This is a genomic window from Gilliamella sp. B14384G10, from assembly GCF_016101685.1.
In the GTDB taxonomy this organism is placed as follows: Bacteria; Pseudomonadota; Gammaproteobacteria; order Enterobacterales; family Orbaceae; genus Gilliamella; species Gilliamella apis_A.
Map to the genome: position 1 here is coordinate 31,072 of NZ_JACFQA010000001.1, position 13,349 is coordinate 44,420.

Consider the following 13,349-nt stretch of genomic DNA (forward strand, 5'->3'; position numbering starts at 1 on the left):
CCGTTCAGCTTTATTTCACAGAATTACTGGTAGACAACTGGCCATCACTCATAATCAATTGTTGATCAAGTTTATTCGCTAAAACTAAATCATGGGTAACAACTAAAAATGCCGTACCATGTTCTCGATTAAGTTTAATTAACAGATCAAAAATGGCGTCAGCGGTCGATTTATCTAAGTTACCAGTAGGTTCATCGGCCATCACTAAAGCAGGATTATTAATTAAAGCCCTGCCTATTGCCACTCGTTGACGTTCACCACCAGATAACTCTGCTGGGCGGTGATTAGCTCGTTTAACTAAATTAACCGACTCTAACATTGCCATAGCCCGTTTTTTAGCCTCATTTGGTGAAGTACCGGCAATTAATAACGGCATCGCCACATTTTCCAATGCGGTAAAGTCAGGAAGTAGATGATGAAACTGATATACGAAACCAATTTCTTGATTACGTAAATGTGCTTTTTCTTGTTCTGATAACCGATTAAGCTGTTGTGATTTAAATATAATTTCACCTGAAGTTGGTTTGTCTAATCCACCTAATAGATGCAATAAAGTACTTTTTCCTGATCCTGAGCTACCAATAATAGCGAGTAATGATTGCGGATAAATATCAAATGAAACATTTTTTAGTACTTCAGTAACCATTTTGCCTTCTTTATAGGTTTTATAAAGATTTTTAGCTGAAAGAAGTGGCTGTAAATTATTCATAACGTAAAGCCTCCGCTGGTTGAATATTGGCTGCACGATACGCAGGATAAAGTGTGGAAATTAGTGATAACATAAGTAATCCGAAAATAATAAATACTATCTGTGAAGGCTCAACCAAACTAGGCAATTCAATACCAGCAAAGGATAATCCAAGCACTGACATCAGTTCATTGAGATATGAAGCAAGTAACAGCCCTATGGCACTACCGAGTAAGGTACCAATGACACCAGAACTCGCACCTTGAATAATAAAAATCAGCATAATTTTAAAACGTGACAAGCCTTGCGTTTTTAAAATCGCGACTTCCCCTTGTTTTTCCATAACCAACAAACTTAATGAAGTAATAATGTTAAAAGCTGCCACAATCACAATCAAACTAATTAATAAGCCCATTACATTTTTTTCCATCTTGATTGCTTGAAACAATTCACCACGTTTAGCTCGCCAATCAGTAAAAACTAAATCATCGGGTAACGAACAGTTAGTTACTGATGCGATTTCCAGTGGATGTGTTAAAAATAATCGCCAGCCACTAATATTATTCGCTGGATACCGTAATAAATTTTTGGCATCAGATTGATTGATATAGATTAACGCTTGGTTAATATCATGATTGACCGAAAATAAACCACTTATAGTAAATAAACGTTGTGAAGGAATGCGTCCAACTGGCGTTATCTGGCTAGCATCGGTGACCATTAAGCGAATTTTGTCACCAACCAAAACACCGAGTTGATTAGCCAATGTCTGTCCCAGTATCACATTATAGCTACCTGCTTGTAATGAATCGATTGAACCTGTATAAACATAATTTTCTATTGGATCATGATCCTCTGCGGTGATACCCATTAAGGTACTAACCGTAATACTTTGCTGACTTTGTAATACCACATCACCGGTAATTATTGGCGTAATTCGTTCAACTCCTGGGATATTTTCAAATTGTTTCGAATGAATGACAGTTGTATCGATTCTTCCGGTTTTTGAAGTAATTTGCGCTTGGGGGAAAAACTTTAAGATACTATTTTGCATCTGATCTTCCAATCCATTCATTACCGACAAAACCACAATCAAACCGATAGAACCGAGCATAATGCCAATCATAGATAACCAAGAAACAAAGCGACCAAACCCATCGGTTTTTTGCCCGTATACATAGCGTAAACCTATATAAAATACTAATGGACGAAATATTTTTGACATAATAGTTATAAAGTACCTAAAGTTTTCAATAAAGTTTAACCAGTTAAATTTTAACTGCTTATCATACAGGATTAAACAGTTATAGAAAACAACCATATAATTACGTTATAATCTTAGGCTAACTTTGTCGCAATTATCTATTACTCTAACATGTCAAAAACATACAATATTTCTAACATCATTCCTAAAAAATCAGGTGAAGTAAAACAAGTCGGTCAACTTGTTGGTTCTTCCTTATCCCAATTTTGTGCACAGGCTATTGCTGCGCACGATGGTTTAGTGGTGATTGTTACAGATGACATGCAACAAACAACTCGTCTTCATGAAGAGTTGAAACAATTTTCAACTTTCCCATCGATTTTTTTTCCCGATTGGGAAACACTACCTTATGATAGTTTTTCGCCGCATCAAGATATTGTCTCCGAGCGACTATCTTGTCTTTATCAGCTAGGCCATTTAACTAAGGGTGCCTTAATCCTACCAATTAATACTCTTATGCAAAAAGTGTGTCCACAAAACTACTTAGGTGGGCATGTATTTATGATGAAGAAAGGCTTAGCCATAAGTCGTGAAAATCTGAGGTTACAACTTGAAAATGCCGGTTATCGTTCAGTCAGTCAAGTTATGGAGCATGGCGAATATGCTACTCGCGGTGCGCTATTTGATATCTACCCAATGGGCAGTGAGAAGCCATATCGTATCGACTTTTTTGATGACGAAATTGATAGTATTCGCACTTTTGATGTTGAAAGTCAGAGAACACTCGATGAAATTAATGAAATTCAACTTCTTCCAGCCCATGAGTTTCCATTTGATAAAACATCCATCGAATTATTTCGTAGTCAATGGCGTGAGCAATTTGAAGTGAGACTCGATCCTGAAAGTATCTATCAGCAAGTCAGTAAAAATATTTTACCTACAGGTATCGAATATTGGCAGGCACTATTTTTTAACGAACCACTTACTCCGTTATTTTCTTACTTTTTATCCAATTCGTTGATCATTAACACAGCCAATATTGAACAATTTGCTAATAAATATTGGCAAGATATTACCCAACGTTATGAAAGTCGCAAAGTCGATCCGATGCGACCATTGTTAACGCCAGCGGTAATTTGGTCAAAAACCGATGAAATCTTTGCCCATTTTAAACAATACCCTCGAATCACAGTATCACATGCTGAAATTATTGATTCGAACAAAAGCATTAATTTACCGTTTAGTTTATTGCCAGAGATTGCGATCCAAATTCAGCAAAAACAACCTTATTTACATTTTGAGCAATTTACTCAAGATTTCCAAGGTAAAATTATCTTTTCTGTTGAATCGGAAGGCCGTAAAGATGCATTGCAAGAAATCTTAGGTCGAATGCGAATACATCCGACATCCATCTCACAACTTGATCAATTAGCCAATGCCGAAAATCGCTACTTTTTAATGATAGGTGCTAGTGAACAAGGTTTTATCGATCAGCAACAAAATTTCGCCTTTATCACTGAAAACGAACTATTAGGTCGTCGGGTTATTCGTCGAAAAAAAGAGAGCAAACAGGCAATCAATACCGATAGTTTAATTCGTAGCTTAGCCGAATTAACACCCGGTAAACCAGTGGTACATTTAGAGCATGGTGTTGGTCGTTATGCGGGTTTAACGACATTAGAAACTGGTGGTATCACTGCCGAATACCTTATACTGCTCTATGCAAATGATACTAAGCTCTATGTTCCTGTTTCATCACTAAATTTAATTAGCCGTTATTCTGGCGGTGATGAAGATAATGCCCCACTAAACAAGTTAGGCACTGATGCCTGGAGTAAGGCAAGACAAAAGGCAGCCGAAAAAGTACGTGATGTTGCCGCTGAATTACTTGATATTTATGCTGAACGAGAAAGTAAACCCGGTTTTGAATTTAAACAAGATCGTGAACAATACGAGCTGTTTTGCCAATCTTTCCCGTATCAAGAAACCGACGACCAACAAAATGCCATTGGTGCGGTTATTGGCGATATGTGCTCACCTTACGCAATGGATCGATTAGTCTGTGGTGATGTTGGTTTTGGTAAAACTGAAGTGGCTATTCGTGCCGCATTCTTAGCTGTGATCAACCATAAGCAGACCGCCGTATTAGTACCGACTACATTACTGGCCCAGCAACATTATGAAAGTTTTTGTGATAGATTTGCCAATTGGCCAATCCGTATCGAAAGTTTGTCTCGATTCAAAACCGCTAAACAACAGCAAGCCATTATTCAAGAACTTGCTGAAGGTAAAATCGATATCGTCATCGGTACCCATAAATTATTACAAGAAGATGTAAAATGGAAAGATTTAGGCTTATTAATTGTTGATGAAGAACATCGCTTTGGTGTTCGTCAAAAAGAACGAATCAAAGCAATGCGAGCCAATATCGATATACTCACTTTGACCGCCACCCCTATTCCACGTACCCTAAATATGGCAATGAGTGGTATGCGTGATTTATCAATTATTGCCACACCGCCTGCGCGTCGATTAGCTGTAAAGACCTTTGTTCGAGAATCTGATGATTTAGTCATTCGTGAAGCAATTCTACGAGAAATTTTGCGTGGAGGTCAGATTTATTATCTACACAATGATGTCTCGGATATTGAAAAAGTGGCCGAAAAACTATCTGAACTCGTGCCTGAAGCTCGTGTTGCTATAGGTCATGGTCAGATGCATGAACGTGATCTTGAGCGAGTTATGAATGATTTTCATCACCAACGATTCAATTTATTAGTGTGTACCACTATTGTCGAAACTGGAATTGACATTCCCAATGCCAATACCATTATTATCGATCGTGCTGATAAATTTGGTCTTGCTCAGTTACACCAATTACGAGGTCGAGTTGGGCGTTCATATCACCAAGCTTACGCTTATTTATTAACGCCACATCCAAAATTATTAACTAAAGATGCTAAAAAACGCCTTGATGCTATTGCTACTTTAGAAGATTTAGGTGCTGGGTTTGCTTTAGCCACCCATGATCTTGAAATACGAGGTGCCGGTGAATTACTCGGTAGTGATCAAAGTGGTCAAATTGAAACAATAGGTTTTAATCTTTACATTGAATTACTTGATGATGCAGTTAAATCGCTTAAAGAAGGTAAAGAGCCAACCCTCGAATCACTACTTAATAATCAACAAACTGAAGTTGAATTACGATTACCAACCCTAATTCCGGATGATTTTATCCCAGACGTTAATACCCGATTATCACTATATAAACGAATTGCGAGTATTGAAAACCTAGATGAACTCACCGATATACAAGTTGAAATGCGCGATCGTTTTGGTCAATTACCCGATCCGGTGCTATTTTTATTAAAAACAACTAAAATCCGCTATCAAGCAAGTAAATTGGGCATTACAAAAATTGAATATGGTGAAAAAGGCGGCTTTATAGAATTTGGTTCTAACAACAAAATTTCAATAGATTATTTAATCGAAACGATTCAAAAATCGCCAAAAAATTATCGCCTAGAAGGTACAAATCGATTAAAATTGCTTAAATCTGATTTACAGCGAGTAGATCGTATTGATTATATTAAAAATTTATTAGCGGATTTTGCCGAGCATCAAGAAAACTAGCTAAAAAATATAACAGAATATAAAGAGTAAAAATGAAAAAGAAGACACTGGCTTTAGGCGTTATTGCTGTATTAGGTTTAAGTTATGTTGGTATTGCCTGGCATACTGGTAACGTGATTGAAAATGATTTAGATAAATCGTTAACACTAGCTACTGAGCAATTTAATAATAGCCAAAATATATTTAAAATTAACATCAGCCATTCTAATGATAAAAAACAGCTATTTTCAACCAAAACCCATATTAATATGACCTTATCCTCTAAAGATGGTAGTTTTGCTGAGGTATTTAAACTAGCTGATAAGGATTTCACTATTCATCATGGCCCTTTCCCACTTGCCGCTTTAAAGCAAGGTATTTTTTCACCACAAATGGCTTGGGTGGAATTTGAAACTAGCAAAGAATCCAATCCTTCCGCATGGAAGACTAATGATAATCAACCCTTTATTACCGGCTATATTAGTTTGGATTATAGTGAAAATATGATTGTAAAGCTTTTTAGCAAGGAAATCAGTCATTATAGAGAAACTGAAGATAATGTTAAATTTGAATACCAATTAGGCAAAGGTAGTTTTACATTTATTAGTAATATGGACTCAGCTATCCCTTCGATAACACTAGATTTAGATAAATTTCATACTCAAAAAACCGTTTACTATCTTACGTTAGATAAGCTTCACATTGATCTTGATGGCGAAAAACAGTCAACTATGATTGGTTATAATTTGCATTTAGATTCTTTAAAAACAAATTTAAGAGATATTTATTTTTATTATCTAGATGATTATGACTATGCCGAAACTGATAATGACACCTTTTCAATCGAGAATTTAAAGGCAAGTGGAACTATTGATTCCATCAATCAAAATATTACCTTAAATGCTAATCTTGATAAATTTACCTTAATTCCTGAGTCAGATGATGAACGACCCTTCATCATATTAAACAAACTATCTATCAAACAAAAAACTGATTTAAGTGATACTCGAGTTCTTAATGGCTCATTCATTAGCAGTGTTGATTCAATCTTATATGGACAACAAAATTTAGGTAAAGCAGAAATAGATATTGATTATCAAGGTTTAGATAAAGAGATATTTGGCGAAGAATTTATCGATGAAGAAACTCACTATGATCAACCCATTAACAGTAAATTTGAGCTTAAAAATTTAAACTGGCGTAATAAAAAAGGTGATGTCAATATTAAAGGATTACTTGATATCGCAAAACCTTATGACATTTATATGCTAGATAATCCTTTAGATAACATTAATAATTTTTCATTACATGTTAATGCCCCCCTTAATGTAATTGCCTACAGCTATGCCCAATATAATGATCCTCACCATAGTGCTCTCACTGAGGAACAGTTTAACGAATCGAAAAAAACGGTCCAAAAAAACTTGGTATATATGTTCGATGATTCTGCGATATTTAAATTTAGCAAAGGTGAAGAACAAGGTTTATTTATCGATATTGATATACTTAAAGACAGTAACGAGGCTAATATTAATGGTCAAATTTATAACAAAAGTGAGGTTTTAGATCTTTTCGAATAATCAATAAAAGGCGATACATCATTTTTTAATCAAAAATCATGAAAGTAAGTTATATTAAAAAATAATTAAAAGTAGAAAAATTGAGAGAGTAAACATGAAGAAAAGTACACTGGCTATTGGCGTTATTGCAATATTAGGCCTTGGTTATGTTGGTATAGCTTGGCATACAGGCAATGTAATTGAAGCTGAATTAGATAACACATTAAAACATCTAACAAAACAAGTTAATAGTTTACAAAATGATGTTGAAGTACAAATCACCCATTCCAATGATGAAAAGGGTATTTTTTCAACTAAAACACATATAAAAATTATCGCTGAATCTGCAAGTGCATCCTCGACTATCACGCTATATGATGAAGATGTTATCATCCATCATGGACCATTCCCGCTAGCCGCCTTGAAACAAGGTACTTTTTCGCCACAAATGGCTTGGCTTAAGTATCAAGGTACAGAAAAATCTAACCCAATTTTATGGAAACTTGCTGGTAACAAACCATTTGCAAAAGGACATATCAATTTATCTTATTCTGATAATCTAACCATTAACCTGACAACACAACCGATTGTTTTGAGTGATCAAGATCCTAATTATCAATTTCTTGAAGGTAAACTCGAACTAGGCCAAATTGATTATAGTGTGTCTGGTAACCTAGGATTTGAAACACCTTCTTTTTCATTGGTTATTGATAATTTAAATTATAAAAGACACGATGGTGATGAGATTAAACTAAAAAATTTAAAAGTTGATAATAAAATTGATTATAAAAATTATTTCTTCGAAGCACAAAATAGTGCTGATGATTTATTTGTTAATTTAAAGGCTAATACCGATAAACCAACAATTGCGCTTAAAAATTTTGCAATGGACTATAAATTTACCAATAAAACAACTGGCCTTGAAGGTAACATGGATATTGCAATTGATGCTTTTAATTACGGCAAGCAACAAATGGGAAATGGTACTTTTGAACTTAATGTTCAAGGGTTAGATAAATCATTTTTTGACAATTTTGAGCAAATATCTTGGTTATTAGATTCAGCTAATAACTCAAACATCACCAATACTAAAATAGACATTAAAAAATTTCATTGGCACAATGCTTCTGGTGATTTCAATTTTAGTGCATTAGTTGATATTGCTAACCTTAACCAAATGACAATTTATGATAGAGACATTGACAAAATTAACCAACTTTCAATAAATCTTGAAGCACCATTTGCTGTAATAGCGAGATTTATGTCACAAATAGAAGCTCCTGAGTCAGAACAAATAACCGATAATCAGCTACAAAGAGCAAGCAATAATTTACAATTAATGACACAAATGGCACTGAGCAGATCGCCATTAGTCACCTTTAAAAAAGGTAATACCTCTGGTATATTTAGCGAACTTGATTACTTAAAATCAAACGATCAAGTGACTATCAATGGCAATAAAATTAGCAAACAAGAATTTCTAAACAATTTAAACTTCTAATCTAAAAAATTCCGCCTATCATCAGGCGGAATACCATTTAAAACACAATTTAATGAGTCAAAACTTATATGAACAAAAACTCTTCTGCTGTGCCTGAAAATCAATTTAAACGATCAATGAAGACACGCCACTTAATCATGTTATCACTAGGAGGTGTTATTGGAACTGGATTATTTTTTAATACTGGGTATATCATCGCTACTGCTGGCGCTATTGGTGCTATTATTGCTTATTTAATTGGTGCAATTGTTGTCTATTTAGTTATGCTTTGCTTGGGAGAACTGGCCGTTGCGATGCCTGAAACTGGCGCATTTCATACTTATGCATCAAAATTTATTAGTCCTGCAACCGGCTATACTGTTGCTTGGCTCTATTGGTTAACCTGGACTGTGGCATTAGGCTCAAGTTTTACTGCGGCCGGTTTATGTATGCAATATTGGTTCCCACAAGTATCAGTTTGGATTTGGTGCTTAGTTTTCTGTGTAGTGATTTTCTTATTAAATATTATTACCGCACAATTTTTTGCCGAAAGTGAATTTTGGTTTTCCATTATTAAAGTGATTACCATTATTGTATTTATCATCGCTGGTAGTGCCGCTATCTTTGGGTTTATTCCAATGAAAAATAACCTACCTGCCCCATTTTTGCATAATATTACTGAACATGGCTGGTTTCCTAATGGTATTATTCCGATTGTTATGACCATGGTATCAGTGAATTTCGCATTTTCAGGAACAGAACTTATCGGTATAGCTGCTGGCGAAACCCATCAACCGGAAAAAACCATTCCACTAGCCATCAAAACGACTATTCTACGATTGATTATCTTTTTTGTTGGTACCATTTTTGTATTAGCTGCCCTATTACCAATGAAACAAGCTGGCGTTATTAAAAGTCCATTTGTTGAAGTATTTGAAAGTATCGGTATTCCTTATGCTGCTGACATTATGAATTTTGTCATTTTAACGGCCATTTTATCCGCAGCTAACTCTGGATTATATGCATCTGGTCGCATGTTATGGTCGCTATCTAATCAAGGTACATTGCCAAAATGCTTTGGTAAATTAAATCCAAAAGGAATACCAACTACTGCTATTGCCGTTAGTATGATTGGAGGATTATTAGCTTTGTTCTCCAGTGTTATTGCTCCCGATACTGTATTTGTAGGCTTAACGGCAATTTCAGGATTTGCCGTTGTTGCTGTTTGGTTAAGTATTTGTGCTTCACATTACTTTTTTAGAAAACAACTCTCAACCTCTGAAATACAATCGCTAAAATATAAAGCACCACTTTATCCATTAGTGCCAATTTTAGGGTTTATATTATGTTTAATTGCTTGTATTGGACTGGCTTTCGATCCTGAACAACGGATTGCCCTTTATTGTGGTATTCCATTTGTAGTGGTTTGCTATATCGCCTATCATGTTACCCGAGCTTATCAACAACGAGTAAATCGATAATGTCAAAAGAAAATCCTCTCTCGCAGTTATTAAACCAAAATAACTACGTAATTATTGATGGTGCTTTAGCAAGTGAGCTACAGCGCCGTGGTTGTGATCTTAATGATAGCTTATGGTCAGCTAAAGTATTAATTGAACAACCCGATCTTATTAGACAAGTTCATTACGACTATTTTAATGCCGGCGCTGATTGTGCTATTACCGCTAGCTATCAAGCAACACCATTAGGTTTTGCCCCAAAAGGGATATCACTTGCCGAATCAATAAATTTGATTAAACAAAGTGTAACGCTAGCTCAACAAGCCAAACAACAATATCTAGATCAAATTAAGTCAGATAAGTTATTAGTTATCGCTGGTTCAGTGGGTCCCTACGGAGCCTTTTTGGCAGACGGTTCAGAATATACTGGCAATTATCAACTCAGTGAAAATGAATTTATCGATTTTCATCAGGCCAGAATGCAAGCACTCATTGAGGCAAAAGTTGATATTTTAGCTTGTGAAACCCTACCCAACTTTGTTGAAATAAAAGCGTTAGCTAAATTACTACAACATTATCCCACAATGACAGCATGGTTTTCGTTAACGTTAAAAGATGCCAATCACCTTAGTGATGGAACTCCACTTGTCGAAGTGATTGATTATCTAAATCAGATTGATCAGGTGGTTAGTATCGGTATTAATTGCATTGCCTTAGAAAAGGTCTCTCTGGCATTAACCGAATTACAAACACTCACGGCGAAACCTTTAATTGTTTATCCTAATTCAGGTGAGCAATATGATCCAACCACTAAACTATGGCACAAAGATCATCAACATAATTGTAGCTTTGATAATCAATTGCCAGTTTGGATCAAGTTAGGGGCCAAATTGATTGGTGGCTGCTGTCAAACAACTCCAAATGATATTGCACAAATTGCTCATTATTTAAAAGCAGCTAATTAAGTATAATCGATAGTTTACATTTATAGCTATAGACAAATAAATCAGCACCGTTAATTAAATCGATAAGATAAATTAACGGTGTTTTGTTATATAATTAAGAATTTTATAACCTAAAAAGCCCCTCTCCTCAAATTTTTTGCTTCAAAAAAGTGCTTTCCTCAAAATTTTTTGGCTCAAATTTAATAATGAAATATTTATCGTTCTCATTTAAGATTGGAACTACTGTAATAAGTAGAATTTTATCTCAAGGGTGTAAGTTTAGTTTGTATTCTATTCAATATTAGCATGACGGTTTTTCATTAATTCTGGCGTCTGTTGCAATTCTGTCATTAGACTGTAAACAATGCTGTCATAAGTGAGTAATGATAGTTGTTCAAACGTACTGCCCATCGGTTGATTTAGTTCAAGCACTTTTATTGGAATTGCCACAATATTATCCGCTAACTTAGCTAAGCTAGAGTTACCATTGGTAGTAAATAGTATTATTTTAACGCCAAGTGCTTTTGCTTGATTAGCATAAGCAATTAAGCTTTTGGTTTCACCGGAACTCGATCCTAAAATTAATAAATCACCGACATTTGCTTTTGGTTTACTAATTTCAGTTATCAAGCTAACATTCAAGCCCAAATGCATTAATCGATTAGCAAATGCCCCAATCATTAACCCAGAGCGACCGGTCCCAGCAAGAAAGATATGTTGTGCTGCAATAATGGCATTTTTAAATTGGCTAAGTTGTTCCTCATTGATGGAGCTTACTTGTGCTGATATTTCAGTTAATATTTTTGATAATACATCTTTGGTATCCATTATTATTTCCCTATTTGATTGCCGCTTTTAATCTTTCTATGTTGCTTTCAAGCGGATTATTGTTAAAGATAAATCCCCCCGATACGATACTGTTTGCGCCAGCCGTAACACATGAAGATATGTTTTGATCGCTAATATTGCCATCAACCTGAATATCGTAATGATAATTACCGATTTGTTTTATACTTTTCAATTGTTCTATTTTTGGTAACGTAAAAGGTAAAAAACTTTCATTTTTTTGGCCAGGATTGACCGTCATGACTAAAACCTGATCGACCTGAGGTAATAAGAGCTTCAGATTTTCAACTGGTGTACAAGGGTTTATAGCTATACCGACTTTAATATTACTATTTTTAATTTTATTAATAATATATGAATGATGCGCCGTTGCTTCATAATGAAAGGTAATAATATCAGCTTTAACATCAATAAAATCAACTATGGCTAATTCAGGTTTTTCAACCATTAGATGGCAATCTAAAATAAAATCAGTATGCGCTTTTAGATTTTTAACAAAACTAGCATTAAAGCCTAGATTGGGTACATAATGATTATCCATTACATCAATATGTAGTTGGCGAACACCTAAAGTTTTTAGATTTTCTAGAGTTTCTTTGATCTGATAAAGATCAGAATTAAATAGTGATGGAGACAGTATCATAATTATCTCCTTTTATTAACGACCCATCAGCATAAAATTCACATTACGTTTTCTTTCACGTAGTGCATCCCAATCGACAAAATAAATTCGTCCTAACTGCCCTAATAATGGCTGACCATCTTTGATAATTAATACTATTGAAAAATGACCAAACAGTGATGATTTGATATGAGCATCGGTATTTAACATAACCCATTTTTCAGCTGGATAATTAGGATCACTAAGACTTAAACCAAATTCAACATGCTTTGGACCCGGTGAGTTATATTGATTTTCGCTGGTCATGCGTGGAGCAATTTTTTCTAATGTATTGTTGATATCAACTTGCAGAAATTCATCACCAAAAAAATTAGTATCGTGCATACATTCTTCAAAAAAAAGTGAACATGTTGTATGGCTAGTAGCTATCGTTAATTGACCATTTTGGATATTGGATTGCTTTACAAACTGTTTTAATTGCTCAGTAATATCGTGGTATGAATGCCTACCTGCAACCGTGTTGATTTCAATGGCATGATGAATAATATTCATAATAGTTTATTCCTTATTATAGCCCCATCTACTTTGTAGCTAAGCTTCACAAAATAAATGAGGCGATCATTATCAAAACTTAAAGTTGAATTTAAATTAAATAGCTAAACGCTTTTTCAATTCAGCAAAAAATTCATTTAATCCAACACCAGTAAGTAGTGGTAATCCATTAATTACTTTTGCTTTAATTGAATCCGGTACAATAGTTGTGCTTACAACCACATCATAAGAGTCAATCTTATTAAGTTCATCAGCAATCTTAGATTGATAAATTTTTACCTGATCTGTTAATTTTTCATCACTAAGCCATTTATTCACTTTGCTTACTGCGATAGTCGAAGTTGCATGCCCTGCACCACACATGATAAGTAAATTTTTCATA

General features: G+C 34.7%; 11 protein-coding genes. 5 read left to right on the forward strand and 6 right to left on the reverse strand.

What is annotated here, in order from left to right:
• Positions 1-10: 10 nt before the first annotated feature.
• Complete coding sequence (gene lolD, locus H3T54_RS00180; RefSeq protein WP_110447785.1) at positions 11-709, reverse strand: lipoprotein-releasing ABC transporter ATP-binding protein LolD; 699 nt, start codon at positions 707-709, stop codon at positions 11-13.
• Positions 702-1,904 (reverse strand): lipoprotein-releasing ABC transporter permease subunit LolC, encoded by a 1,203-nt coding sequence (gene lolC, locus H3T54_RS00185; protein ID WP_198221110.1) that lies wholly within the window; start codon positions 1,902-1,904, stop codon positions 702-704. Before lolC ends, lolD begins: the two co-directional genes overlap by 8 nt.
• 159 nt (positions 1,905-2,063) lie before the next feature.
• On the opposite strand from lolC, the gene mfd reads away from it, so the two are divergent.
• The 5 genes from mfd (at position 2,064) to mmuM (ending at position 10,968) form a co-directional block, all read left to right on the forward strand.
• Positions 2,064-5,525, forward strand: a complete 3,462-nt coding sequence (mfd, locus tag H3T54_RS00190) for a transcription-repair coupling factor (RefSeq protein WP_198220320.1) — start codon at positions 2,064-2,066, stop codon at positions 5,523-5,525.
• A 32-nt stretch (positions 5,526-5,557) separates the two neighbouring features.
• Complete coding sequence (locus H3T54_RS00195; RefSeq protein ID WP_198220321.1) at positions 5,558-7,084, forward strand: DUF945 family protein; 1,527 nt, start codon at positions 5,558-5,560, stop codon at positions 7,082-7,084.
• A gap of 94 nt (positions 7,085-7,178) precedes the next feature.
• Positions 7,179-8,564: a YdgA family protein gene (locus tag H3T54_RS00200; RefSeq protein ID WP_198220322.1), complete on the forward strand. Its 1,386-nt coding sequence runs from the start codon at positions 7,179-7,181 to the stop codon at positions 8,562-8,564.
• A gap of 68 nt (positions 8,565-8,632) precedes the next feature.
• Entirely contained in the window at positions 8,633-10,024 is a 1,392-nt protein-coding gene (gene mmuP / locus H3T54_RS00205) for an S-methylmethionine permease (protein ID WP_198220323.1), read from the forward strand.
• Positions 10,024-10,968: a homocysteine S-methyltransferase gene (gene mmuM / locus H3T54_RS00210; RefSeq protein WP_198220324.1), complete on the forward strand. Its 945-nt coding sequence runs from the start codon at positions 10,024-10,026 to the stop codon at positions 10,966-10,968. Before mmuP ends, mmuM begins: the two co-directional genes overlap by 1 nt.
• Before the next feature lie 270 nt (positions 10,969-11,238).
• Here mmuM and hxlB read toward each other — a convergent pair whose 3' ends face one another.
• The 4 genes from hxlB to H3T54_RS00230 form a co-directional block, all read right to left on the reverse strand.
• Positions 11,239-11,775, reverse strand: a complete 537-nt coding sequence (gene hxlB, locus H3T54_RS00215) for a 6-phospho-3-hexuloisomerase (protein WP_198220325.1) — start codon at positions 11,773-11,775, stop codon at positions 11,239-11,241.
• 10 nt (positions 11,776-11,785) lie between these two features.
• The gene (locus H3T54_RS00220) at positions 11,786-12,436 is read right to left on the reverse strand and encodes a ribulose-phosphate 3-epimerase (RefSeq protein ID WP_198220326.1); all 651 of its coding nucleotides are present in this window, start codon (positions 12,434-12,436) and stop codon (positions 11,786-11,788) included.
• A gap of 15 nt (positions 12,437-12,451) precedes the next feature.
• A complete protein-coding gene (locus H3T54_RS00225; protein ID WP_086357980.1) occupies positions 12,452-12,967 on the reverse strand; it encodes a YjbQ family protein in 516 nt (171 codons plus the stop codon).
• Positions 12,968-13,063: 96 nt separating this feature from the next.
• Complete coding sequence (locus H3T54_RS00230; protein ID WP_034901958.1) at positions 13,064-13,348, reverse strand: PTS sugar transporter subunit IIB; 285 nt, start codon at positions 13,346-13,348, stop codon at positions 13,064-13,066.
• Position 13,349: the final 1 nt, after the last annotated feature.